The sequence below is a fragment of the Actinoplanes philippinensis genome (genome assembly GCF_900113015.1).
GTDB classification, from domain to species: domain Bacteria; phylum Actinomycetota; class Actinomycetes; order Mycobacteriales; family Micromonosporaceae; genus Actinoplanes; species Actinoplanes philippinensis.
Genome location: NZ_FONV01000013.1, coordinates 293,819 through 317,351 on the forward strand (window position 1 = coordinate 293,819; position 23,533 = coordinate 317,351).

25 protein-coding genes are annotated in these 23,533 nt (G+C 70.8%); 4 read left to right on the top strand and 21 right to left on the bottom strand.

Going from position 1 to position 23,533, the window contains the following annotated elements:
• Nucleotides 1-29: 29 nt before the first annotated feature.
• From BM290_RS33560 to proS, 12 genes are all read right to left on the bottom strand, one after another.
• The gene (locus BM290_RS33560) at nucleotides 30-353 is read right to left on the bottom strand and encodes a DUF2469 domain-containing protein (protein WP_014447123.1); all 324 of its coding nucleotides are present in this window, start codon (nucleotides 351-353) and stop codon (nucleotides 30-32) included.
• Nucleotides 350-1,183, bottom strand: a complete 834-nt coding sequence (locus tag BM290_RS33565; RefSeq protein WP_093619935.1) for a ribonuclease HII — start codon at nucleotides 1,181-1,183, stop codon at nucleotides 350-352. The genes BM290_RS33560 and BM290_RS33565 overlap by 4 nt, the downstream gene beginning before the upstream one ends.
• A gap of 542 nt (nucleotides 1,184-1,725) precedes the next feature.
• Nucleotides 1,726-2,199: an NUDIX hydrolase gene (locus BM290_RS33575; RefSeq protein WP_093619936.1), complete on the bottom strand. Its 474-nt coding sequence runs from the start codon at nucleotides 2,197-2,199 to the stop codon at nucleotides 1,726-1,728.
• Nucleotides 2,200-2,223: 24 nt separating this feature from the next.
• Nucleotides 2,224-2,883, bottom strand: a complete 660-nt coding sequence (lepB, locus tag BM290_RS33580) for a signal peptidase I (protein WP_093619937.1) — start codon at nucleotides 2,881-2,883, stop codon at nucleotides 2,224-2,226.
• On the bottom strand, nucleotides 2,880-3,770 hold the full coding sequence (gene lepB, locus BM290_RS33585; protein ID WP_093619938.1) for a signal peptidase I: 891 nt from the start codon (nucleotides 3,768-3,770) through the stop codon (nucleotides 2,880-2,882). The genes lepB (BM290_RS33580) and lepB (BM290_RS33585) overlap by 4 nt, the downstream gene beginning before the upstream one ends.
• Nucleotides 3,771-3,935: 165 nt before the next feature.
• Nucleotides 3,936-4,292 (bottom strand): 50S ribosomal protein L19, encoded by a 357-nt coding sequence (gene rplS / locus BM290_RS33590; RefSeq protein ID WP_093619939.1) that lies wholly within the window; start codon nucleotides 4,290-4,292, stop codon nucleotides 3,936-3,938.
• Nucleotides 4,293-4,413: 121 nt separating this feature from the next.
• Nucleotides 4,414-5,178, bottom strand: a complete 765-nt coding sequence (gene trmD, locus BM290_RS33595) for a tRNA (guanosine(37)-N1)-methyltransferase TrmD (protein ID WP_093619940.1) — start codon at nucleotides 5,176-5,178, stop codon at nucleotides 4,414-4,416.
• 10 nt (nucleotides 5,179-5,188) lie between these two features.
• A complete protein-coding gene (gene rimM / locus BM290_RS33600) occupies nucleotides 5,189-5,755 on the bottom strand; it encodes a ribosome maturation factor RimM (RefSeq protein ID WP_177320011.1) in 567 nt (188 codons plus the stop codon).
• 6 nt (nucleotides 5,756-5,761) lie between these two features.
• Entirely contained in the window at nucleotides 5,762-6,019 is a 258-nt protein-coding gene (locus tag BM290_RS33605) for an RNA-binding protein (RefSeq protein WP_014447131.1), read from the bottom strand.
• Nucleotides 5,997-6,467, bottom strand: coding sequence for a 30S ribosomal protein S16 (gene rpsP, locus BM290_RS33610; RefSeq protein ID WP_093619942.1), 471 nt, complete (start codon nucleotides 6,465-6,467; stop codon nucleotides 5,997-5,999). Before rpsP ends, BM290_RS33605 begins: the two co-directional genes overlap by 23 nt.
• Nucleotides 6,468-6,601: 134 nt before the next feature.
• Nucleotides 6,602-7,282 (bottom strand): ribonuclease FAU-1 family protein, encoded by a 681-nt coding sequence (locus BM290_RS33615; RefSeq protein WP_093619943.1) that lies wholly within the window; start codon nucleotides 7,280-7,282, stop codon nucleotides 6,602-6,604.
• A 2-nt stretch (nucleotides 7,283-7,284) separates the two neighbouring features.
• Nucleotides 7,285-8,691, bottom strand: a complete 1,407-nt coding sequence (proS, locus tag BM290_RS33620; protein WP_093619944.1) for a proline--tRNA ligase — start codon at nucleotides 8,689-8,691, stop codon at nucleotides 7,285-7,287.
• Nucleotides 8,692-8,773: 82 nt separating this feature from the next.
• Here proS and BM290_RS33625 point away from each other — a divergent pair, with 82 nt between their 5' ends.
• Both BM290_RS33625 and BM290_RS33630 read left to right on the top strand, forming a co-directional pair.
• On the top strand, nucleotides 8,774-9,280 hold the full coding sequence (locus BM290_RS33625) for a sigma-70 family RNA polymerase sigma factor (protein ID WP_093619945.1): 507 nt from the start codon (nucleotides 8,774-8,776) through the stop codon (nucleotides 9,278-9,280).
• Nucleotides 9,270-10,754: a PQQ-binding-like beta-propeller repeat protein gene (locus tag BM290_RS33630; RefSeq protein WP_093619946.1), complete on the top strand. Its 1,485-nt coding sequence runs from the start codon at nucleotides 9,270-9,272 to the stop codon at nucleotides 10,752-10,754. Before BM290_RS33625 ends, BM290_RS33630 begins: the two co-directional genes overlap by 11 nt.
• A 3-nt stretch (nucleotides 10,755-10,757) precedes the next feature.
• Here BM290_RS33630 and BM290_RS33635 read toward each other — a convergent pair whose 3' ends face one another.
• From BM290_RS33635 to BM290_RS33650, 4 genes are all read right to left on the bottom strand, one after another.
• Entirely contained in the window at nucleotides 10,758-11,834 is a 1,077-nt protein-coding gene (locus BM290_RS33635; RefSeq protein ID WP_093619947.1) for an amidohydrolase family protein, read from the bottom strand.
• An 18-nt stretch (nucleotides 11,835-11,852) separates the two neighbouring features.
• Nucleotides 11,853-12,446 carry a Uma2 family endonuclease gene (locus BM290_RS33640; RefSeq protein WP_239143822.1) on the bottom strand — a complete coding sequence of 198 codons (594 nt, stop codon included), beginning with the start codon at nucleotides 12,444-12,446 and terminating at the stop codon, nucleotides 11,853-11,855.
• A gap of 86 nt (nucleotides 12,447-12,532) precedes the next feature.
• Nucleotides 12,533-14,095 (bottom strand): signal recognition particle protein, encoded by a 1,563-nt coding sequence (gene ffh / locus BM290_RS33645; protein ID WP_093619949.1) that lies wholly within the window; start codon nucleotides 14,093-14,095, stop codon nucleotides 12,533-12,535.
• 64 nt (nucleotides 14,096-14,159) lie between these two features.
• On the bottom strand, nucleotides 14,160-14,378 hold the full coding sequence (locus BM290_RS33650) for a hypothetical protein (RefSeq protein WP_093619993.1): 219 nt from the start codon (nucleotides 14,376-14,378) through the stop codon (nucleotides 14,160-14,162).
• A 229-nt stretch (nucleotides 14,379-14,607) separates the two neighbouring features.
• Between BM290_RS33650 and BM290_RS33655 the strand changes: the two genes are divergently transcribed.
• Both BM290_RS33655 and BM290_RS33660 read left to right on the top strand, forming a co-directional pair.
• The gene (locus BM290_RS33655) at nucleotides 14,608-16,359 is read left to right on the top strand and encodes a stealth family protein (protein ID WP_239143821.1); all 1,752 of its coding nucleotides are present in this window, start codon (nucleotides 14,608-14,610) and stop codon (nucleotides 16,357-16,359) included.
• Nucleotides 16,360-16,383: 24 nt separating this feature from the next.
• On the top strand, nucleotides 16,384-17,646 hold the full coding sequence (locus BM290_RS33660) for a nucleotide sugar dehydrogenase (RefSeq protein WP_093619951.1): 1,263 nt from the start codon (nucleotides 16,384-16,386) through the stop codon (nucleotides 17,644-17,646).
• A gap of 207 nt (nucleotides 17,647-17,853) precedes the next feature.
• On the opposite strand, the gene BM290_RS33665 is transcribed toward BM290_RS33660, so the two are convergent.
• From BM290_RS33665 to BM290_RS33685, 5 genes are read right to left on the bottom strand one after another with little or no spacing between them, the layout of a single operon-like run.
• Nucleotides 17,854-18,237, bottom strand: coding sequence for a GtrA family protein (locus tag BM290_RS33665; RefSeq protein ID WP_093619952.1), 384 nt, complete (start codon nucleotides 18,235-18,237; stop codon nucleotides 17,854-17,856).
• Entirely contained in the window at nucleotides 18,224-19,180 is a 957-nt protein-coding gene (locus tag BM290_RS33670; RefSeq protein ID WP_239143819.1) for a glycosyltransferase family 2 protein, read from the bottom strand. Before BM290_RS33670 ends, BM290_RS33665 begins: the two co-directional genes overlap by 14 nt.
• Nucleotides 19,177-20,748: a hypothetical protein gene (locus tag BM290_RS33675; RefSeq protein ID WP_143134024.1), complete on the bottom strand. Its 1,572-nt coding sequence runs from the start codon at nucleotides 20,746-20,748 to the stop codon at nucleotides 19,177-19,179. Before BM290_RS33675 ends, BM290_RS33670 begins: the two co-directional genes overlap by 4 nt.
• Complete coding sequence (locus BM290_RS33680) at nucleotides 20,745-21,362, bottom strand: hypothetical protein (protein ID WP_093619954.1); 618 nt, start codon at nucleotides 21,360-21,362, stop codon at nucleotides 20,745-20,747. Before BM290_RS33680 ends, BM290_RS33675 begins: the two co-directional genes overlap by 4 nt.
• Nucleotides 21,363-21,372: 10 nt before the next feature.
• Nucleotides 21,373-23,532, bottom strand: a complete 2,160-nt coding sequence (locus BM290_RS33685) for a glycosyltransferase (protein ID WP_093619955.1) — start codon at nucleotides 23,530-23,532, stop codon at nucleotides 21,373-21,375.
• Between the last annotated feature and the right edge of the window lies 1 nt (nucleotide 23,533).

Sequence of the window (23,533 nt, forward strand, 5' to 3'; positions counted from 1 at the left end):
TGTGGACAGCCGCCGGCTGTGGATGACCGTCAGCCGCCGAAACCGGCGTCGTCGGGCAACGAGATGTCCGGCTTCTCCAGCTCCTCGACGTTGACGTCCTTGAACGTCATCACCCGCACGTTCTTCACGAAGCGTGCCGGCCGATACATGTCCCACACCCAGGCGTCGTGCATCTCGACCTCGAAATACACCTCGCCGTCGGAGTTACGCACGTGCAGGTCGACCTGGTTGGCCAGGTAGAACCGGCGCTCGGTCTCCACCACGTAGGAGAACTGGCGGACGATGTCGCGGTACTCCCGGTAGAGCTGCAGCTCCATCTCGGTCTCGTACTTCTCGAGATCCTCTGCGCTCATCGTGTCTCGCCCTCCATGGCACTATCTTCCCCCACCGACGGCGACGGCTGAGGCTGCTCGCCCGACGCCACGCCGACGGTACCCTCAGCCGCCTCCGGAATCAGCAGCGGCTCGGTAACGGATACGTCGAACAGCGCGGGCGGCGGGTCTGCCGGGCGGCGCGCCCGTGGGGGCCGGTTGCCGCGGCCGGATGCCGCGGCGACGTTCACATACGAGAAGCGGTGCTCGGAGCAGGGCCCGTGCGTGGTCAGCGCGGTGCTGTGCTCCTCGGTGATGTAGCCCTTGTGCACCGCGAACCCGTAGTCGGGGAACTTCGCGTCGAGCTCGACCATGAGCCGGTCGCGGGTGACCTTCGCCAGGACGCTGGCGGCGGCGACGCAGGCGGCGACCCGGTCGCCCTTCCACACGGCGAGACCGGGGACGCCCAGGCCGTCGACCGGGAAGCCGTCGGTCAGCACGTACTCCGGGCGGACGTCGAGGGAGGCCAGCGCCCGGCGCATAGCTGCCAGGTTGCAGACGTGCAGGCCGCGGGCGTCGACCTCGGTCGGCGGGATGATCATCACGGACCAGGCGAGGGCCTTGGCGACCACCTGGTCGTAGACCCGCTCCCGGGCGGCGGGGGTCAGCAGTTTCGAATCGGCCAGGCCGGGGATCTCGCCGCGCTTGCCCTCGGGCAGGATCGCGGCGGCCGCCACGAGCGGGCCGGCGCAGGCGCCACGACCGGCCTCGTCGGCACCGGCCACATGCCGGAAGCCGCGGCGCTGCAGTGCCTGCTCCAGGGCGTAGAGCCCGGCCTCACGACGGACGACGGTGCGCGGTGGCGCCAGCATCTCAGACCACCCCGCCCACAGTCGCGACGCGCGGCAGCATCGGTCGCCCGGCCGCAAGGATGACGGCCCCCGGCACGGAAGCGGCACCATCCAGGCCGGCAACGAAGGCGCGAGCCAAGACGAGGGCGCGAGCCAAGACGAGGGCGCGAGCCAAGACGAACACCCGAGCCAAGACGAGGGCGCGAGCCAAGACGAACACCCGAGCCAAAACGAGAGCGCGAGCCAAGACGAACACCCGAGCCAAAACGAGAGCGCGAGCCAAGACGAACACCCGAGCCAAAACGAGAGCGCGAGCCAAGACGAACACCCGAGCCAAAACGAGAGCGCGAGCCAAGACGAACACCCGAGCCAAAACGAGAGCGCGAGCCAAGACGAACACCCGAGCCAAAACGAGAGCGCGAGCCAAGACGAACACCCGAGCCAAAACGAGAGCGCGAGCCAAGACGAACACCCGAGTCGAGAAGAAGGCGGCGACCGCAAGGAAGGCCGGGCCCGCGAGGTAGGCGGGCGCGGCGGGAAGGGTACGCGGTTGGGCCGGCATGTCAGGAACCCTCGGAGACGGCGTCGACGATGAGGTGCCGCAGCAGGGCGGCCAGGTCGGCCGGGTAGATCTCCTCGTGGCTCGCCTCGATCTCGGCGGCCGACCACCATCGATGCTCGGTGATGGTGAGGCGTTCCTCCTCGTCCATTCCGGCGGTATCGACCTGCCAATCGGGCACCCGAAGCAGGAAGAAGTCCTGCTCCTGCCGATACTGGCGGCCGTCATACGAGAATTCGGTCACCTCGTGGCGGACCGGCTCGCCCAGCCGGGTGGGGGCCACCCGCAGACCGGTCTCCTCGAACAGCTCACGGCAGGCGGCGTCGACGGTGGTCTCGCCCTCGTCGAGGCCTCCGCCGGGCGTGAACCACCAGTGGAGGCCGGGGCGGGCCGGGTCGCCGCCGTGCAACAGCAGCACCCGACCGGCCAGATCGACCAGGAGGACCCGGCCGGCGCGGCGGTCAATCACCTCGGTCACGCGACCAAGCCTATTGCGCGACTGTTACTTGCCCGCGTCGGGGATGGCGTCGAACTCGCCCGGAACCGACAGCCAGGTGGCCCGGTTGACCGGCCAGAAGATCGTGAACGCCCGGCCGACGACCGAGTCGATCGGCACCGTCGCCTCGTTGATCTTGCCGGCTTCCTCGGTCTGGCTGCTGTCGATGTAGTGCTGGAGGGAGTCACCGGAGGCCTCCCGGTGGTCGCCCATCACCCAGAGCCGGCCGGCCGGGACGGTGATGTTGAAATTCTGACTGGCGACCTGGTTGCGGGTGCCGTCGGACTCGACGTAGACGTACGGCTCGTCGAGGGACGTCCCGTTGATCATCAGGCGGTGCTGGTCGTCACAGCAGACGACGTTGTCACCCGGCTGGCCGATCACCCGCTTGATGAAATCCTCGCCCTCCTGGCCCGACTGCCAGACGCCGGGCGCCTTGAAGACCACGATCTCGCCGCGCCGCGGCTCACGGAAGTCGTAGACGAGCTTGTTGACCAGGACCCTGTCCCACAGCTCGAGGGTGTGCTGCATCGACGGCGACGGGATGTAGAACGTCTGCAGCACGAAGGCGCGCACCAGGACGGCGACGAGGATCGCCACCCCCAACAGGATGGGAAGCTCACGCCAGAACGATCCCTGGCGCTTCTCGGTCTGCTCGTCAATCACGCTCGGAGCCTACGTCGTCTTCTCCATGACGACATGCCGGAACGCGCGGATAAAACCACACCGAACAGAAGAGGGAACACGTTTGCGGCAACAGCCGGGTTCTCCTCCCGCATCGGGATCGGATGCGCCGCGGCCGCTGACGGGTACTGCTCGGCGAACTGTTTCCACACGTCAGGCACGTCGAGGCTGGTGAAATGCTCGCTGGGCCAGACCACCACGAAGGCGCGGCCGATGATGTTCTCGATCGGCACCGGGCCCTGGCAGCGGGCGTCCTGCGAGACCTTGCGATGATCACCCATCACGAACATCTGCCCCGCGGGGACGGTCACCTCGTTGAACCGGCGGCTCGTGCACTGCCCGGCGATCGGCGGCTGGCTCAGATCGGAGTTGAAGCCGTCGGCGATGTACGCCTCGTCGATACCCACCCCGTTGACGGTGATCCGCCCGCCGGAGTCACAGCAGGCGACCTTGTCACCCGGGAGGCCGATCACCCGTTTGATGAAGTCGCGCTCCCCGGGACGGCTGACCCCGACCAGGTCACCGACGGTCCGGCCGAGCTTGGCGAGGAAGGTGTTGCTGACCTCCTCGGTCACCTCGGGCGCCCAGTCGTCGGTCCCGCGGAACACCACGATCTCGCCGCGCAGCGGGTCGCGCATGTCGTAGACGACCTTGTTGACGAGCACCCGGTCCTTGATCTCCAGGGTGCTCTGCATCGACCCCGAGGGGATGTAGAACGCCTGCACCAGGAATGTCCGGATCAGCACCGCAAGACAGAACGCCACGACCAGAAGCAACGGAAGTTCCTGCCAGAGAGGCATCTCCTTCCGCACCACTCCGCGCCGGCGTCGTGCCGGCCGATAGCCTTCCATCGGATCCACGCTTCGCATCTCCCGCCGCCTACCGGCCGAACCGCCCCCGGATACAGCACTACCGCCCGAGTTTCCCGGCTAGGGAGTTTTACGGGCGGTAGGACTGGAATGGTTCACCTACAGCGCATCCGGCACGGGCGCAAGCTTAGTTCGCCCTGGCCCGTCCCGGAAACACCGCGGAGATCAGACGGTCTGCTTCTCCCGAAGCTCCTTGATCTTCGCCTTCTTGCCACGCAGCTCACGCAGGTAGTAGAGCTTGGCGCGACGGACGTCACCACGGGTGATGACCTCGATCTTGTCGATCGCCGGGCTGTTGAACGGGTAGGTCCGCTCGACGCCGACGCCGAAGCTGATCTTGCGGATCTTGAAGGTCTCCCGCAGGCCGGAGCCCTGACGGGCGATCACGACGCCCTGGAAGACCTGGACACGGGACCGGTTACCTTCGACGACCCGGGCGTGCACCTTGAGCGTGTCACCGGCCCGGAAGTCCGGAAGGTCGGTGCGCTGCGACTGGGCGTCAAGAGCGTCCAGCGTGTTCATCGCTGCATCCTCGTACTCAGAGCGCACCGGAAGTCGGTACGCGAATGGGCAATGCTGATCCCCCACCACTCCAGAGGATCCTCGTGCTCAGCTCACGGTGTGGGTGAGCACGGCAACCTCATTACTTTGCCACACCCGGACCGGGGAGCTGTAATCCGGCCTCGGCGAGGGCTTTCCGATCCCGCTTGTCGAGTGACTCGGGCGGATACGCCGCATACATGTCGGGGCGGCGGTCGGCGGTGCGCAGCAGGCTCTGCTCGCGCCGCCAGCGGGCGATCCGGCCGTGGTCGCCGGACCGCAGCACGTCCGGCACCTCACGGCCGCGCCAGGACTGCGGCTTGGTGTAGACCGGGGCCTCCAGCAGGCCGGCCGCGTGCGACTCCTCGGTCAGCGAGTCGGCGTTGCCGAGCACCCCGGGCAGCAGCCGGGTGATCGCCTCCATGATCACGATGACCGCGACCTCGCCGCCGAAGAGCACGTAGTCGCCGAGCGACACCTCGTGCACCGGCATCCGCTCCGCCGCGTCGTCGATCACCCGCTGGTCGATGCCCTCGTAGCGGCCACAGGCGAAGACCAGGTGGTCCAGGCCGGCGAGCCGGTGGGCGTCGGCCTGGGTGAAGGGTTTCCCGACCGGCGAGGGTACGACCAGAGCGGCCCCCGGCGACACGACGGCGTCCAGCGCCTCGCCCCAGGGTTCGGGCCGCATCACCATGCCGGGACCGCCCCCGTACGGGCTGTCGTCCACCGTCCGGTGCACGTCATAGGTCCACTTACGCAGATCGTGCACAGTGAGATCGAGGGTCCCGGTGGTCCGCGCCTTGCCGATCAGCGACAGATCGAGCGGAGCGAAATAGTCCGGGAAGATCGAGACGATGTCGACCTTCACAGGCGAGCCCTCACAGGTCCAGCAGGCCTTCCGGGAGATCGACGACGATCCGGCCGGCACGCAGATCCACGGTCGGGACGATCGCGGTGACGAACGGGATCAGCGCCGTCCCGCCGCCCTTCTTCGCGAGCACGATCAGATCCGACGCGGGCGCGTGCTCGATCCGCTGGACCGTGCCGTGCTCGGTGCCGTCCGCGGACTCCACGCGCAGCCCGATCAGCTGGTGGTCGTGGAACTCCTCGGGATCGTCCGGCGGTGCCACGTCAGCGCTGTCGACCTGGAGGAAAACGCCTTTCAGCGCCTCGGCGACGTTGCGGTCGTGGATGCCCTCGAAGACGGCGATGCCGCGGCCCTGATGCCAGCGGATCGACTCGAGGACCAGTTGTCTCGGAACTTCGAAGCGAGCACCGGAGGCGGGAACGGCCGCCGGGCCGGCGCTCACCCGGCGGTCCCGGGGGACCTCCGTGATGAACACCGACCCGGCGGTGAAGCGTTCCTCGGGCTCGTCGGTCCGCACGACCACCGAGACCTCGCCCCGGATGCCGTGCGGTTTACCGATCTGGCCGACGACGAGCAGCATCGATCAGTACGCGTCGACGATGTCGACCCGGATGCCACGACCGCCGATCGACCCGATCACCTGACGAAGAGCCTTGGCCGTCCGCCCGCCGCGCCCGATGACCGTACCCAGGTCCTCGGGGTGCACACGGACCTCGAGCCGCTTGCCGCGGCGCGAGTCGACCAGACGAACCCGGACGTCGTCCGGGTTGTCGACGATGCCCTTGACGAGGTGCTCCAGCGCGGGCCGGAGCGCCCCGTCAGCTCGCGTCGGCGCCGGCACCGGCCGGGTCCTCTGCCGTCTCGGCGACAGCCTCGCGGTTCGGCTCGGCGGCCTCGGCGGGCTTCGACGCCTTCTTCGGGGTGGTGGCCGGCTTGGTGTCGGTCAGGCCAGCAGCGGCCTTGGCCTCCGCCTCGTAGACCTCGGCCTTGCTCTGCTTGCTCGGCGCGACCAGCAGCGGAGCCGGGGCGGGCAGACCCTTGAACTTCTGCCAGTCGCCGGTCTTCTCCAGGATGCGCTGCACCGGCTCGGACGGCTGGGCGCCGACGGACAGCCAGTACTGAACGCGGTCGGACTTCACCTCGATGACCGAGGGGTGTTCCTTCGGCTGGTAGATGCCGATGTACTCGATGGCGCGGCCGTCGCGCTTGGTGCGCGAGTCGGCGACGACGATGCGGTACTGCGGGTTGCGGATCTTGCCCATCCGCAGGAGCCGGATCTTAACGGCCACGGTTTATTCGCTCCTGATGACTGCGTGGTTGAGCCGAACGGAACCCACGTGGGGATTGCGGGACCGGAGGTCTCATGGACTGGCATCGCGATCAGGGGTTAGAGGGCGCCTGTCGCATGCCGGATACCAACAACTCATTCTGCCAGACGAGCAGGCGACTCTCCCAACCGGGCCACCACCGGCCGGTCCCAGCCGGGCGGCAGCTCGGTGGGGGTGGGCCAGGTCGAATCGGGACGGAAATCGGTCCACGTCCCGTCGAAGGGGAACTCCCCCGCCTCAAGCCGGGCGATCACCCGCCGGCCCTCGGCCCACACCGCCGCCTCGTCGGGCACCCAGTAGAGGTCCGGGTGCGCCAGCCGCTCGGCGAAGTCGTCCTCGTCCTTCCACCGCCACACCCGGTCACGGGTGGCCACGACGTCGAGATCCTGGTCGATCACGTCGATCCCGGCGACGTCACCGTCGTCCCAGCGGACCGCGCTCTCCTCCAGGTTCACGTAGTACCCGGTGAACGCGCCCTCGTCGTCCCGGAAGAACCAGACCGAGTGGTTCTCGCCGGGCGGGAAGAACCGCAGCACCCCGGGACCACGCCACTGCGCGATCCGGGGCGCCCGCTCGGCGGCCATCCAGTCGGGGAACGCCAGGTCCCGCGGGAACCGGCCGTCGAGGGTCGTCTCGACGGCGATGACCGAGCCGCGGGCCACCCAGAGGAGCAGCCCACGGTCGTCGTCGGAGATCACCCGGCCCGGATGCACGAAGGCGATCCGGCCGTGATGGGTGTCGCGATGGAGGATCAGCCGACCCGGTTCGAAGCGCACGCTCAGTACGAACGACCCAGGTAGGCGATCAGGTCCGGCTCCTCGTCCGACTCGGGCATCGAACCGTCCTCACGGGTGAGGCAGCGAACCGTGATCGCCTTGCCGTTCGCCTCCTTCTCACCGGCCTCGCCGACCGCCGACCACGGCACCCGCGCGAACCCGGTCTGCGCCGCCTCGATCGCCTCGCCGAGCGTCTTCACCTCGACGGTGCGCTCCACCCGGAACGCCAGGGCGTCGTCGTAAAGGCGCTGCTGGTCGGCCTTGAGCGCGGCCACCACCGCGCTCGCCACCTCGGCGAGCGCGATCGGCGACTTGGTGCCGTCGATCCGGCGGGCCACCACGGCGTTGCCGTTGGCCAGGTCACGGGGGCCGACCTCGATCCGGATCGGGATGCCCTGCAGTTCCGCGTCCACCGCGCGACGGCCGAACGGGATGTCCGCGCGGTCGTCGAGCTTCACCCGTACACCCGCGGCTTTGAGGTCCTGGAGAAGCTGGGCCGCCGCCTCGGCGACGCCCTCGCCCGCCTTGACCACCATGATCTGGACCTGGATCGGCGCGAGGCGCGGCGGAAGCCGCAGGCCGTTGTCGTCGCCGTGCACCATGATCAAGCCGCCGAGCATCCGGGTCGAGGTGCCCCACGACGTGGTCCAGGCGTGCTCGACGGTCCGCTCGGCCGACGAGTAGGTGATGTCGAACGCCTTCGCGAAATTCTGCCCCAGCTCGTGCGAGGTGCCCATCTGCAGCGCCTTGCCGTCGCCCATCATGGCCTCGACGGTCATCGTGTTGGTGGCGCCGGCGAACCGCTCGCCGCGGGTCTTACGGCCCGGGATGACCGGAATGGCCAGCATGTCCGTCATGAACGCCTCGTAGACGTTCTTGTGGATGTCACGGGCGTGCTCGCGGGCGTCGGCCTCGGTGGCGTGCGCGGTGTGGCCCTCCTGCCAGAGGAACTCGGTGGTGCGCAGGAAGGTCCGCGGGCGCAGCTCCCACCGGACCACGTTGGCCCACTGGTTGAGCAGGAGAGGGAGATCACGGTACGAATCGACCCACTTGGCCATGAACTCGCCGATCACGGTCTCGCTGGTGGGGCGCACGACCAGCGGCTCGGCCAGCTCCTTGCCACCAGCGTGGGTGACCACCGCCAGCTCCGGCGAGAAGCCCTCGACGTGGTCGGCCTCGCGGCGCAGATAATTCTCCGGGATGAAGAGCGGGAAGTAGGCGTTCTGAACGCCCTGCTCCTTGATCCGGGCGTCCATGTCGGCCTGCATGCGCTCCCAGATCGCGTAGCCGACCGGACGGATCACCATCGTGCCGCGCACCGGGCCGTTGTCGGCGAGCTGCGCCTTGGCGATGAGGTCCTGGTACCAGCGGGGGAAGTCCTCCGCACGGGGAGTGAGCACGCGAGCCATGAGCAAGCATCGTAGTCGCGGCCCGGCTGCAACCTGGTGGGTGGGCATCCCGTGTCCCTCATCGGAGAAGACGGGGTGACGGATGGACTTCGATGATTTCTACCGGGACACCGCCCGGCGCCTGGCCCGGTACGCCTACGGCCTCACCGGCGACCCGGTGGAGGCCCAGGATCTCGTGCAGGAGGCGTACGCGCGGGCCTGGCAACGGTGGCGGCGCCTGTCCGGGTACGACGACCCGGAGGCGTGGCTGCGGCTGGTGGTGAACCGGCTGTCCGCGGACCGGTGGCGCCGTCTCGGCATCCGCCGGGCACGGGCCGCCGCCGAACCACCGCCGCCGACGGTCAGCGCGCCCTCCGAGGACGTGGTGCTGCTGGTCCGCGCGATGCGTGACCTGCCGGAGAAGGTCCGGCGGGCGCTCGCCCTGCACTACCTGCTGGACCGGTCGATCGCCGACATCGCCACCGAGACCGGCGCCACCCCGAACACCGTGAAGTCCTGGCTGTTCCGCGGCCGCACCCTGCTCGCGGCCGCCCTGCAGGACGCCCCGGCGACGACGAACGAGAAGGAGGTGGCCCGCCGTGACCGCTGATCTGGACGAGATGTTCACGGCGCTGAGCCGCCGGGCCGACGCGATCCCGCTCGCGGGGGCCGACCAGGCCCGCCGTCGTGGCCGGCAGCGCCGTGCCCGGAGCCGGGCCGCCCTGGCCGCCGCCGCGGTCGTGCTCGTCGCCACCGGGACCGGCCTGGTCGTCACCCGGCCGCACCCGGAGCCCGAGCCGCTCCTGCCGGCCACCGAGCCGGCCCGGATCCGCGGCATGGCGCCGGTCGGTGAGCCGCTGCGGATCGCCGAGGGCCGGATGTGGAACAACACCCGGATCGCCGGGGACCGGGTGATCGGATTCTCCGCCGACGGCAACGGGGGGCACGAGACCGTCGCCGTGGACGCCCGGACCGGAGCCACCCTGTGGCGGATCACCGGCCGGGAGAGCTTCTACCGGGGTGTCGCCACCACGCCGAAGGTGGTGATCCTGCTGCGCGAACTGGCCCCGCAGTCGACGACGGACGAGCCGGCCGGCCGGATCCTGGAGTTCCACGACCCGGTCACCGGCGCGAAGACGTGGGAGCTGCCGCACACCGACCGCGACCAGTTCGTGCTGCACCAGGACGTGCTGGTCCGGCTGGTCGGCGCGACCACCGCACTCGAGGGGTACGACCTGGTCACCGGCCGGAAGACGTGGACGGCCCCGGCCGGCTCCGCACCCGGCGGCGACTCTGCGGCGTCCACCCCGAGCCGGATGATCAGCGGCATGGGCGCCGGGGCGGTCAGCGACGACGGACGGGGTTCCGCCCTCTTCTCCCCGGACTTCGCCGACGCCGTCCCCTACACCGACGACCGGCTCGTCGACCTGAGCCGGTCGGGGCAGATCACGATCCGTGACATCCGGACCGGCAGGGTGCGGTCGACGATGCCGGGCCGCCCGGACGCCGAGCAGCTGTTCGCCTACGAGGGGACGGTCTACACGGAGGTACGCGTCGGCGACCGACGTGCCGTCGCCTCGGCGGACCGTGTCGTCTACCGGTCCGGCGACACGTGGGGCCTCGACTTCGCCCTGCCCTGCGGGCGCGATCGTCTCTGCGCTCTGGAGAACGACACCAACGCCCCGATGGAACGGCCGGCCGCCCGGATGCTGATGATCGACGCGAAGACCGGGGCCGTGCTCCGGACGACCGGGGCGGTGCCGCGGTACGGCGACAACGCGTTCCGTCTCGGCCACGTCCTCACCAGCGGCGGCGGCGAGAAGGGAACGACCCTCTACGACGAGAACGGCGAGGCCCGCTACTCCGATCTCGGGGTCGGCGGGTTCGTCGACGACGGCAACGCGCTGAGCATGAGCCAGGACGCCGGGGACCGCCGCTTCACGGTCCGCGGCATCTCCACCGTCGACTTCCGGAAGGTCGCGCTGGGCGAGATCCCGGAGGTGTCCGGCCGCTGCGACTGGGACGAGCGGATCCTCACCTGCCCAACCGGCCAGGAGCTGGGGATCTGGCGTTTCAACCGCTGACGGTCACCTGACGACGGCACCCCGCAGCACGATCCGGCGGGGCGCCCGGACCACCCGTAGATCGGCACGCGGGTCGGCCTCGTAGACGACCAGGTCGGCGAGGCCGCCCTCGACCAGGCCGGGGAAGCCCAGCCACTCCCTGGCCCGCCACGACGCGGCGGCCAGCACGTCGATCGCCGGGATGCCGGCCTCGTGCAGGTAGAGCATCTCCTCGGCGGCCAGGCCGTGCCGGATGCCGCCGCCCGCGTCAGTGCCGACGTAGATCGGCACGCCGGCCTCGTGCGCGGCGCGGACGACCGAGGGGAACCGGTCGCGCAGGGCGACCATGTGGTCGGCGTAGTCGTCGAACTTGCCGCGCGCGGAATCGGCGATCTTCCCGAACGTGCGGATGTTGATCATTGTGGGGACCAGGGCCGTCCCCCGGCGGGCCATCTCGTCGATCAGGCCGAGCGTGAGCCCGGTGCCGTGCTCCACCGAGTCGACCCCGGCCCGCACCATGACCTCCACGCCCTCCTCGGAGAACGTGTGCACCGCGGCTCGGGCGCCCGCGGCGTGCGCGGCCTCGACGGCGGCGGCCATCGTCGCGGCATCCCAGCTCGGGGCCAGGTCGCCGACGCTCCGGTCGATCCAGTCGCCGACCAGCTTGACCCAGCCGGTGCCCGCTTTCGCCTGCGCGGTGACGGCCGCGGTGACCTCGTCGGCGGCCACCTCGACGCCGATGTCGCGCAGATAGCGCCGCGGAGCGGCGACGTGGCGACCGGCGCGGGCAAGGCGGGGCACGCCCGGTTCGTCGTCCAATTCGGGGTACGGAAAAGGGGAACCCGCGTCACGCAGGGCCAGGACACCCGCGTCGCGGTCGATGGCGGCCAGCTCACGGGCCTGGTCGAGACTCTCGATCGGTTTCGCCCCGAAGGCGATGCCGAGGTGGCAGTGCGCGTCGACGAGCCCCGGAACGACGAACCCACCGTCACTGATCGTCTCGGCCCCGGCCACCGGCTCGTAGGTGACCCTGTCCCCCACCAGCCACAGATCCCGGACCTCACCGTCCGGCAGAACCGTCCCACGCACATGAAACGCCATGCCGTAAGTCCTACCGGATCACGCCTCATCTCGTGCAGCGAGGTACTTGTCACGCAGAGCGGTCAGGGCCGGCAGATCGATGGTGATCGGATAGGGCACGTCGGTATCGAAGACCTTGCTGGTACTGAGTGCCTGCTGGTACTTACCGGTGCCGTTCCGCTGGAAGACGGTCATCACCACAGCGTCGTCGAAGGTCGGGTCGACAACCCAGTAATTCTCGACGCCTGCTGCGGCGTAGACCTCGGTCTTCGCATGCATGTCCCGGAAATGCGAGGTCGGCGAGATGATCTCGATGACGAGCATCGCGCCATCGACCGGCACAGGTGATCGCATCGCATATCGCAGGTTCGTGACGACCACATCGGGACGCGGTTCATTCCGATGATCAATCTCAAGAGACAGGTCGGGTGCAGGTGTGTAGCCGGGTGGGCAGCCAGGTCGCAGCATGAGGACTAACTCAACGCCGAGAACCTGATGGAGAAGAGTAGGGGCTGGCAAGATCAGCCTTCCGTCGATCAACTCATACTTGAGATCCGACGGAAGGCTGGCCAAGTCATCGACGGTCCAGTCCTGCTTGTCGCGCAGGTCAGGGAGATCAAGGGTGGCGGTCACGGGCTCCTCCTCGCTTGGATCGCCTCCCATACTACTAGCCCCCTGACTATTAGCGCAATTCAACTAGAACAGCGACTAGTTGTCGATCAACGATTGTCGTCCTTCGGCGGCTTGCTCAGCTTGTTGAAGTCGAGTTTCGGCAGCTTGAAGCCCGGCGGCACGCCCTGGCCCCCACCGAGCGCGCCCGGGTCGAGCCCCGGCGGCAACTGCGGCATGCCCCCCGGGAAGCCGCCCGGCATCCCCCCGGGACGCCCACCGACCCGCGGCCGGTTGCCGCCGCCCTTGGCGCCCTTGCGCTTGTTCTTCGAGCTCTTGGTCGCGCTGCGACGGCCGCCCGGCAGGCCCATCATGCCGCTCATCTGCTTCATCATCTTCTGCGCGTCGGTGAAGCGATTGAGCAGCTGATTGACGTCCATGACGGTGACGCCGGAGCCGTTGGCGATCCGCAACCGGCGGGAGCCGTTGATGATCTTCGGGTTGGTGCGCTCGCCCGGGGTCATCGAGCGGATGATCGCGGTGACCCGGTCGAAGTGGCTGTCGTCGAGCTCGTCGAGCTGGCCCTTGAGCTGCCCCATGCCGGGCATCATGCCGATGATGTTGGCGATCGGGCCCATCCGGCGGACCGCGATCAGCTGGTCCAGGAAGTCCTCCAACGTGAACTGCTCGCCACCGAGCAGCTTGTTGGTCATCTTCTCCTTCTGATCCTCGTCGAAGGCCTGCTCGGCCTGCTCGATGAGGGTCAGGAGGTCGCCCATGTCGAGGATCCGGCCGGCCATCCGGTCAGGGTGGAAGACGTCGAAGTCCTCCAGTTTCTCACCGGTCGAGGCGAAGAGGATGGGCTGGCCGGTGACGTGCCGGACGGAGAGCGCGGCGCCACCGCGGGCGTCACCGTCGAGCTTGGAGAGCACCACACCGGTGATGCCGACGCCGTCCCGGAACGCCTCGGCGGTACGCACCGCGTCCTGGCCGACCATGGCGTCGATGACGAAGATGACCTCGTCCGGATCGACGGCGGCGCGGATGTCGGCGGCCTGCTGCATCATCTCGGCGTCGATGCCGAGCCGGCCGGCGGTGTCGACGATGACGATGTCCTTCGCCGTCCGCTTCGCGTGCTCGATCGAGTCGCGGGCCACCTGGACCGGGTCGCCGACGCCGTTGCCCGGCTGCGGGGCGTAGACGTCCACCCCGGCGCGCTGGGCGAGCACCTGCAGCTGGTTGACAGCGTTGGGGCGCTGCAGGTCACAGGCGACGAGCAGGGGCTGGTGACCCTGGTTCTTGAGCCAGCGGGACAGCTTGCCGGCGAGCGTCGTCTTACCCGAGCCCTGGAGGCCGGCCAGCATGATCACGGTCGGCGGCTGCTTGGCGAACTGCAGCCGCCGCCCCTCGCCGCCGAGGACCTGGATCAGCTCCTCGTTGACGATCTTGATGATCTGCTGGGCCGGGTTGAGGGCCTGGGAGACCTCGGCGCCCCGGGCCCTCTCCCGCAGGCTGGCGATGAACGCCTTGACCACGGGCAGCGCGACATCCGCCTCCAGCAGCGCGAGACGGATCTCGCGCGCGGTGGCGTCGATGTCGGCATCAGTGAGCTTGCCCTTGCCGCGGAGCTTGCCGAAGATCCCGGAGAGGCGGTCACTCAAAGTGTCAAACACGGTGCGACTTCCCGTTGGTCTGAATGGTCACGTCGACCGCAAGCCTAGCCGTACCGGCGCTTCCTCACCGGTTCCGCATGCGGTAGGTCCGTGCGGCCGCCTCGATGCGCCGCTGGGTGCGGGTGCCGGGGGCCAGGGAGCGCTTGGCCGCCGCGTAGAGGACGGCGCCGCCGCCGATCACCAGAGCGCCGAGGAACAGATACCAGAGCAGCGGTCCGAGCAGCCAGCTGGCCACCCAGCCCACCGCGACGAGCCCCACCACGAACGCGATCGCCTTACCCATCGCCGGCCTCCCGCCGTCGTCTGACATCACCTCTTCCACCATGCCTTTCCGGCGCAACGGCCCGCATCGGCCGAGACCCTTAGCCGTTCCCCTAGGGGTGAGGACGGCACGAATCAGCACGGCGGTCGCACAGAAGCCGTATAACGCACTTAAGGGGAATATAGACCGCAACTTCGCTCTGATCCTGGACGTTGAACCCTCGGCGGATGAGCGGCGAAAGGACGACGGCGTGGCCCTGCGACAGGTCCTGCGGCTGGCCCCGTGGCCGGTCCGACGGCGGATCTTCGAGACGGTCGAGGCGCGTGTCCTGCCCCGCGTCGCCCCGGAACGGCGCCTCCGGGTGGCCCGCACCTTCATGCCGCTGGGCCCCCGGACCCGCGGCGCCGGCGGGGCCACGCTGCGCGTACGCACCGCCGAAGGCATCCTGACCGCCCGCACCGACCCGGCCGCCGCCCCCGCCGAGATCCGCCGCCACAACCTGGACCGGACCGTGCGGGCGCTCGACGCGGCCGGCGTCGACTGGTTCCGGGTGCCGGTCCGCGCCGCCGGGCGTACCGCCGTCGCCGTCCGCTGCGCCGACCGGGCCGAGGCTCTCGCCGCGCTGCGCCGGCACGTCGCCGACGACCACGGCTCCCTGCGGGTGACGGTGGCCGGCCGGCGCCGGGCGCCGCGGGTGGTGTCGGTCTGCTGGCCGGTCACCGACCCCGGCGGCAGCATGGTGCTCGGGCACGACCTGGCGTGCGAGGTCGAGTTCTGGACCGAACGCGACGGCCGGCTGGTGTCGCCGCGCCGCAACCCGGTGGCCGACTCGATCCCGGCCACCGAGCCGGTCACCGTCGCCGCGGAACCGGTGTTCGGGTCGTTCTGCGCGCCCGGCGACACCACCGGCTACCGCACCCGCCGGGTCTTCACGTCCGTCGACCCGGATCGTGTCGACTTCCCCATCGACGTGGTCTACACGTGGGTGGACGGCGGCGACCCGGAGTGGCAGCGGCGCAAGACGCGGGCGCTCGCCGAGAACCCGTGGGTCGGCGAGGTCAACGCGCAGGCGGCCAACGACTCCCGGTTCGCCAGCCGGGACGAGCTGCGCTACTCGCTGCGCGCCCTGCACTGCTTCGCGCCCTGGGTGCGCCGGGTCTTCCTGGTCACCGACGACCAGACGCCGGCCTGGCTGGACCGGGCCCACCCGCGGCTCACCGTGGTCGGCCACCGGGAGATCTTCGGCGACACCGGGCGGCTGCCGACCTTCAACTCGCAGGCCATCGAGTCGCGGCTGCACCGGATCCCGGGCCTGGCCGAGCACTTCCTCTACCTCAACGACGACGTGATCCTGGGGCGGCCGGTCACCCCCGAGATGTTCTTCACCCCCGGCGGGCTGACCAAGTTCTTCGCCTCGGCCGCCCGGGTCGACACCGCGCCGCGCGGGCCCGCCGACCGGCCCGCCGACTCGGCCGCCAAGAACAACCGGCGGCTCATCCAGGAGACCTTCGGCCGGATGCTGACCCGCAAGATGATGCACACCCCGCACCCGTCGCGGCGCAGCGTCATCGCCGAGATCGAGGAGCGGTTCACCGACCAGGTCACCGCCACCGCCGGGCACCAGTTCCGGCACCCCGACGACATCTCGCTGCTCTCCTCGCTGCAGCAGTACTACGCGTACCTCACCGGCCGGGCCGCGCCGGGCCGGATCCGCTACCTCTACACCGACCTGTCCGAGCCGGTGACACCGCTGCGGCTGGCGCGTCTGCTGCGCAGCCGGGACGTCGATGCGTTCTGCCTCAACGACGTCGACGTGCACAGCGCCGCCGTCGCCGACCAGGAAGCGCTGGTCGCCGAGTTCCTGCCGGCCTACCTGCCGTTCACGTCCCCGTTCGAGCTGCAGCACCGCAACGTCCGCACCATCGCGGCGCCCCGGCAACCGGGCCCCGGCCGGGACGACCGGCCGGTCCCACCCGATGTGGCGCTGCCTCCCGTCGCCTGACCTTTCCGTACGAAGGAGACTCCCTTGACCTACGACGTCGTCATCCTCGGCCTCGGTTATGTCGGGCTGCCGCTGGCTCAGCAGGCGATCCGGGCCGGCATGTCGGTCCTCGGCTTCGACATCGACGAGACGGTGGTCCGGTCGCTCGCCGCCGGCCGCTCCCACGTGGACGACCTGAGCGACGCCGACGTGGCCGAGATGGTGGCCGGCGGGTTCCGCCCAACCTCCGACGAGACGCTGATCGGGCAGGCCCGGACCGCGGTGATCTGCGTGCCCACACCACTCGCCGAGGGGGACGGGCCGGACCTGCGGGCCGTGCTCGGCGCCACCTCCGCGGTCGGCCGCAACCTGCGTCCCGGGATGCTCGTCGTGCTGGAGTCGACCACCTACCCGGGCACCACCGACGAGGAGGTCCGGCCCCGGCTCGAACAGCTCTCCGGGCTCACCGCCGGCATCGACTTCCACCTGGCGTTCTCCCCGGAGCGGATCGACCCCGGCAACGAGGTGTACGGCGCGCACAACACCCCCAAGGTGGTCGGCGGGTACACCCCGGCGTGCACCGACCGGGCCGAGGCGTTCTACGGCCGGTTCGTCGAGACGGTCGTGCGGACCCGCTCCACCCGGGAGGCGGAGACCGCGAAGCTGCTCGAGAACACGTACCGCCACGTCAACATCGCCCTGGTCAACGAGATGGCCCGGTTCTGCCACGAGCTCGACATCGACCTGTGGGACGTGATCCACGCGGCGTCCACGAAGCCCTTCGGCTTCCAGGCGTTCTACCCCGGCCCGGGCGTCGGCGGCCACTGCATCCCGATCGACCCGAACTACCTGTCCCACAACGTGCGCAGCAAGCTCGGCTATCCGTTCCGCTTCGTCGAGCTGGCCCAGGAGATCAACACCACGATGCCGGCGTACGTGGCCCGCCGCGCCCAGAACCTCCTCAACACCGACGGCCACGCGGTCCGCGGTGCCACCGTCCTGCTGCTCGGCATCACCTACAAGGCCAACATCGCCGACCAGCGCGAGTCGCCGGCCGCCCCGCTGGCCCGCCAGCTGGCCGCTCTCGGCGCCACCGTCGCCTACCACGACCCGCACGTCACCACCTGGGAGCTCGACGGCGTCCCGGTCTCCCGCACCGACGATCTGGAGGGCGCCGCCGCCTCCGCCGACCTGGTCATCCTGGTTCAGAACCACCGCGAGTACGACCCGGACCACCTGGCCGGCATCGCGAAACGCTTCTTCGACACCCGGGGCGTGACGACCGTCCGCGCGGCCCACCGCCTCTGATCGGCCGGGGCGCCCGTCCGGTACGCCGCTGACCGCCAAGCGGCCTGTTCCGGGCGGGACAGCGGCGTGGACCGGTGAGCCGGACCACGGACGTCGACGCGCGGGAACGGTGACCACCGCATTCGGCCCGGCGGGCGCGGTGGAGGCCGGGAGCGGGCAGTCACCTCGCGCGGACAGCCACGGTCGCCCTGCGTGGGCCGTACCGCATCAGGTGAAGGTCCACCGGGAATGCAGCAGGTAGTTGAGAACCGGGATCAGCAGGATCGCCACCGCCTGGACCACCGGAAACGGGCCGCCGAGCAGGGAGACCCCGGCCCACAGGACGGCCGCGTTGAGGCCGAAGGCCGCGGCCGTGACGGTGAGGAACCGCGGCCCGGTGACCGTGTGTGCCGTGCCGGAGCGGAAGACCCACGTGCGTTGCAGCACGTAGGAAACGGCGATGCTGGCGGCGAAGCCGAGGGACGACGCGAGGACCGCCGGCAGTCCGAGCAGCACGTTGGCGGCCAGGCCGACGGTGAAATGGGTGAGTGCGCTGAGCACGCCACTCACGCCGTATCGGGCTATCCGGGCGAAGGACTCAGCGTTCGGCACGCTGTTCGACCACCCAGCGGTCGGAGACGGTGGACTCGGCGCGCTCCTGGACCAGGTAGCGGGGGCGGCCGCGGACCTCCTCGTGGATCCGGGCGAGGTACTCACCGATCACGCCGAGGCCGATGAGGACGAACGTTCCGGTCACCAGCAGTAGCAGGATGACGGTGGTGAAGCCGGCCACCGAGCCGCCGCTCATCCAGCGGACCAGCGTCTGGATGCCGAGGACGACGGCGAACACGGCGAAGCCGAACCCGGCGAGTGTCACCATGTGCAACGGCGCCGAGGTGAACGACGTCAGGCCGTTGACGGCGAGGCGGCACAGGCCGCGGACGGTCCAGCGGGACGCGCCGCCCTCGCGGTGGTCGATGTCGATCTCGACGGTGGCCCGGGTGAACCCGATCCAGCTGCTGGTGCCGCGGAAGAACGACGAGTGCTCGGGCATGCGGCGCAGCGCGTCGACGGCCGGGCGGCCGAGCAGCCGGAAGTCGGTGGCGTCGACCAGGTCGACACCGGTGAACCGGGTGAACGTGCGGTTGAACAGCTTGGATCCGAGCCGGTTGCCGAGCGACTGGCCGGTGCGGTTGCGTTTGACCGCCTCGACCACCTGGGCGCCCTCCTGCCAGCGCCGGACCATCGCCGGGATGGCCGTCGGCGGGTGCTGCAGGTCGGAGTCGATGATCACGACCGCGTCGCCGGCGGCGTGTTCGAGACCGGCCAGCAGGGCGGCCTCCTTGCCGAAGTTGCGGGACAGCCGCAGGCCGCGGACCCGCGGGTCGACGAGCGCCTGCCGGGCGATCCGGGACCACGAGTCGTCGGCCGAGCCGTCGTCGACGAGGACCAGCTCGTAGTCGAGGGAGGCGGCCTGGAGCACCTCGGTGAGGCGGGCGGTGAACCGTTCGACACCCGGCCCCTCGTTGTAGATCGGCGCGACCACCGAGATCACCGGGCCACCGCCCGGTCGCAGAACGGCACGCCAGCCAGGGTTCGGGCGGCCACGTCCAGCGAATCGGTGTAGCGGTGCTGCAGGAACGGTTTGTGCTGGTTGGTCTGCAGCGCCTCGTCGAGCAGGGCGCAGCGGCGGCTGTTGCCGGCCTTCGACCGCTCGAAGCCGCCCATCGCCGCGGCGATCCGGTTGTCCAGCTGGGCGGTCTTCAGCGTGGTGGTGGCGTCGGCGTAGGCACGGTTCGCGGTGGCCGACACGGCGCCGCACAGCACCAGGGCGGCCAGCAGGACGGCCGGGGCGCGACGGCCGGCGAGCAGCAGCAGCGCGACGGCGAGCAGCATCCCGCCGGGCACGGTCAGCGCCGAGTCACGCCAGCCCTGCTCCCAGAGTTGCGCGCCGCTCATCGCGACCCGGACGGCGACGCTCAGGGTGGCGAGCAGGGCGCCGCAGGCGACGATCACGAGGGCGAGGGCGGCGAGGCCGGTCAGGGCCCGGTTCGCCGGGCGTGCGGCTTCCCCCACCACCTTCCGGGTACGCACCGCAAGCACTGCCAGCAGCACGAACACCACGACCGGAACCACGCCGCGCAGCCACGCCCCGGTGGTGGCGTCGGTGGCAGCCCGCCACTGCAGCGGCGGCAGCCAGGCCGTCATCCGGACCGGCAGCAGCAGGATCGTGCGCCCGTCGACGACCAGGTCGGACCCCTGATAGCAGCCGCCGTCGGCGCAGAACCCGCGGATGATCCACCGGACCGCGGCGAAGACCGGCAGGAAACCGGCCCAGAGCAGTCCGGCGAACCGCGCTCCGGGCGACGCGAGCAGCCGCCGCGGCCCCAGCCCGAGCACGAACCGGCCACGGATCAGCACCGCGGCCGTGGCGAGCGGGACGGCGAAGTAGGCGGGCTCGTTGAAGACCGCCAGGCCGGCGCCGGCGGTGACCGCGAGCACGCCGTTCCACCAGCGGAGCCGGTCGAGCCGGCAGGCCGCGGCGGCGACCAGCAGGACCACGGCGGCGGTGCTGAAGTAGAGGCCACCGAAGAGGATGACGGTGCTGTCCTGGCCGGCCGCGACGAATCCGGCGCCGACCGCGTACGGCAGGAGCAGCGCCACCGCCGACGGGGTGCCGCCGATCAGCCGGCCGCGGTTCAGGACGCTCTCGGCGAGGACGACGACGGCCAGGGTGAGGGCGATCGCCGCGAGGATCGAGACGGCCCGCAGCATCACCGTGGCGGGCAGGCCGAGCTGCTGCATGCCGGTGAAGGCGAGCAGGTCGAGGCTCTTCTCCAGCATCCGGCCGAGCGGCCGGAAGTTGCCGAGCCGCAGGTAGGCGTCGCCGCTGGCGATGGTGTGCGAGACGATCGCGGCCGGGTCGTCGCGGAACATGCCGCCGTGCCAGTAGACGTTGAACCGGTGGTCGCGGGACGGCGCGACGGCCAGCAGCGGGGTCAGGACGATCGCCGGGACGAGCACGCAGCGGCGGGCGATGTGCCCCCACAGGCGTGGGTTGTCCGGCCGTTCCGGCGTCTCCGGGGAACGAGCCGCCGGGATCGTCACGGTTTGAGCCGTCATGACTGCTGCAACGACGTGCGCCCCGGCGGGGTTGTGTCCAGCATCTCCGGCAGGGTCGGCGGCCGTTCCGGGTCGACGAAGACCACGTCGGTCGCGTCGTGCTCGGCGAACAGCCGGGACAGCCGCTCGGAGAGCACCACGTCCCACGGCCGGTCCGGGCGGTGCCGCTCCCAGGTGGCCCGGTCCGGCAGGTACTCCAGGATCACCCCGGACCCGCGCAGCAGCGAGAACTCCGGGTTGTCGGTGAGGATCACGGCGCGGTGGTCCGGCTCGACCAGCAACCGGCGGCGGACCGTCCCGGTGAACTCGCGCAGCCGGTCCAGGTCGAGGCCGATCGCCACGTACAGGCGGGCCTGCGGCGGGCGCTTGACCGTCCGGCGGCGCGGCGTCGCCGGGCCGCGGCCCCTCCGGCGCATCAGCCGCAGCGGGTCGCGGGCCAGCCGCACCAGGCCACGGCCCAGCCGGTACGACCCACTGCCCCGCAGCCGCCGGGCCGCCTCCCGTTCCTCGTCGCGTTCGGAGGCCAGGCCGGCGCAGCGGGACCGCCACGCGTCCCGCTCCTGCTCGATCGTGCGCAGCCGTACGACCAGGGACTGCATGTCGTCGTCGGGCATCACGTCCTCCTCACGTGAGAGCGGTCAGCCAGGCCGCGGCGTCGGCGGCGCCGTTGCCGGGGGCCACCTCCGCGCAGCGCCGCCGCAGGCCGTCACGGACCTCGGCCCGCACCGCCCGGGCCAGCACCCGGTCCAGGTCGTCGCCGTCCGGGTCCTCGACGATCAGCGCGGCGCCCGCGGCCGCGGCGAACCGGGCCCGGCTGACCTGATCGTCGAGCGCGGTCTCCCGGTTCGGCACGAACACCGACGGGATCCCGAACGCGATCAGCTCATGGAACGAGTTGTAACCCGACGCGCTCACCACCAGGTCGAATCCGCGCAGATATCGACTGATCGGGTAGACCCGGACCACGTGCGCGCCGGGCACCGGGGGCATCGGCTCGCAGGCGATCGCCGACTCGGCCAGCACCACCTGGAACCCGGCGCCGCGCAGGTGCCGCGCGATCCGGGCGGCCGGCGACGAGATGTCGTTGATGTTCCCGGCGCCGAGCTGCAGCAGAGCCGCCGGGCGGCCGGGCGCCAGGTCCAGGGCGGCCCGGGCCTCCTCGGCGCCGACCAGCTCGGCGGCGTCCAGGTAGGTGATCGGCCGGACCGGGAACACGCCGTCCCGGTCGTCGACGGTCGGGCCCTCGTCGGCCGCCGCCGCGAACTCCCCCGGCTCCAGGACGTGCTGAAACGCCGACCGCCGCTCGATCCACTCGGCCCCGGTGTCCCGGCGCCACATCGGCCGGCGCACCCACACCCAGGTGATCTCCGGACGGGCACGGGCGGCGGCCACGATGCCGTCGTGCGGGACGCTGTCCACCGCCACGATCGACGGACCGTGCAGGTCGATCAGGTGCTCCAGGCGGCTGCGCAACAGCTCGGTCCAGGCGGGCCGGGGCAGGCCGAGCACGCTGCGGGACGGGATGTACTCGGTGAGGAAACCCTCCCGGTGGGCGACCATCGCGCCGTGCGACTGGGTGGCGACCACGGTGGGCGTGTCCTTCGGCAGCCGGCGGCCGATCGCCATCAGCCGCGACAGGTGGCCCAGGCCGACGCCGTTGTCGCTGACCAGCAGCACCCCTCGGCGCGGGGCGGGACGGGGCGCGGGCAGAGCCGGGGGCGGCGGGGCGTCCGGGCGGATCCCGCGGGCGGCCAGCCGGGCCAGGTGCGACGGGTAGCCGTACCGGGACTCGATGAACTCCCGCCCGCGCAGGGACACCGCCCGGTACCGGTCCGGGTTCGCGTGCAGCTCGCGGACCAGCGGCAGCACACCGGCCGGGGTGGTGTAGAGCGCCGCGTCGGAGAAGATCGGCCGGAAGTGCTCGCCGACGATCACCGGGACCCCGGCCGCCATCGCCTCCATGATCGTCCGGCCGAACGCCTCGATCAGGTCCGGGTCGTGGAAGTAGACGAAGAAGTCCAGCGTGTGCAGGAAGTCCACCGGCTCGACCGTGCCGAACTCGAGCAGCTCCCAGTTCGCCGGCTGCCGGCCGAGCCGTTCGACGGCCAGCTCGCCGCCGCCGAGCACCCGCACCCGGACGTCCGGCGAGTCCGGGTACGCCTGCAGCAGCTCCTGACGGGTGCGCGGCCACTTCACCGGGTCGGGCCGGCCGTGCCGCCCGACCACCGGCGCCCCGGTCCGGGCCGGGCGCTCCCGCCACCACTCCGAGCCGTCGATGATCTCGTGCCAGTCGATGCCGGTCAGGGTCGCGGCCGGATCGGCGCGGAGCACCTCGGCGCGTACCTGCGGACTGATCGGCGCCCACTCGATCCCGGCGCCGAACAGGCCCTCCACCCGCTCCCGGACCGCGGCGAAGTCGTAGTAGCGGGCCGGGTCGCCGGCGTCACCGGGCGCCTGGTTCAGCACCATCACGGCCCGCCCGGCCCGGACCGGCGGGCGGGCCGCGAGATCCTCGGTGAAGATCCGGGGCTGCCGGACCACCAGCAGCTTCGCGGAGACCTCCTCGCCCTCCGCGGCCAGGTACGCCGACCCGTCCCGGATCAGCGCGGTGATCAGCGGATGGAAGGGGCGGTCCCGCTTCAGGTGCGGCGACCGCACGTGCACGAGCACGGTGGTCAGGCCGGCCCGCGCCTGGGCACGGACCTCCGCGGCGATGCTGGCCGACGTGCCGCCCGGATAGCGGAAGTCCGAGAGGATCGCCACGTCGTGAACGGTCGCGGTCATG

What these genes read in the sequence shown, in the direction of transcription:
- BM290_RS33560 (WP_014447123.1), bottom strand. Translation starts at nt 353, where the DNA reads ATGAGCGCAGAGGATCTCGAGAAGTACGAGACCGAGATGGAGCTGCAG.
- BM290_RS33565 (WP_093619935.1), bottom strand. Translation starts at nt 1,183, where the DNA reads ATGCTGGCGCCACCGCGCACCGTCGTCCGTCGTGAGGCCGGGCTCTAC.
- lepB (WP_093619938.1), bottom strand. Translation starts at nt 3,770, where the DNA reads ATGCGAAGCGTGGATCCGATGGAAGGCTATCGGCCGGCACGACGCCGG.
- rplS (WP_093619939.1), bottom strand. Translation starts at nt 4,292, where the DNA reads ATGAACACGCTGGACGCTCTTGACGCCCAGTCGCAGCGCACCGACCTT.
- proS (WP_093619944.1), bottom strand. Translation starts at nt 8,691, where the DNA reads ATGGCTCGCGTGCTCACTCCCCGTGCGGAGGACTTCCCCCGCTGGTAC.
- BM290_RS33625 (WP_093619945.1), top strand. Translation starts at nt 8,774, where the DNA reads ATGGACTTCGATGATTTCTACCGGGACACCGCCCGGCGCCTGGCCCGG.
- BM290_RS33635 (WP_093619947.1), bottom strand. Translation starts at nt 11,834, where the DNA reads ATGGCGTTTCATGTGCGTGGGACGGTTCTGCCGGACGGTGAGGTCCGG.
- BM290_RS33650 (WP_093619993.1), bottom strand. Translation starts at nt 14,378, where the DNA reads ATGGGTAAGGCGATCGCGTTCGTGGTGGGGCTCGTCGCGGTGGGCTGG.
- BM290_RS33675 (WP_143134024.1), bottom strand. Translation starts at nt 20,748, where the DNA reads ATGACGGCTCAAACCGTGACGATCCCGGCGGCTCGTTCCCCGGAGACG.
- BM290_RS33680 (WP_093619954.1), bottom strand. Translation starts at nt 21,362, where the DNA reads ATGCCCGACGACGACATGCAGTCCCTGGTCGTACGGCTGCGCACGATC.
- BM290_RS33685 (WP_093619955.1), bottom strand. Translation starts at nt 23,532, where the DNA reads ATGACCGCGACCGTTCACGACGTGGCGATCCTCTCGGACTTCCGCTAT.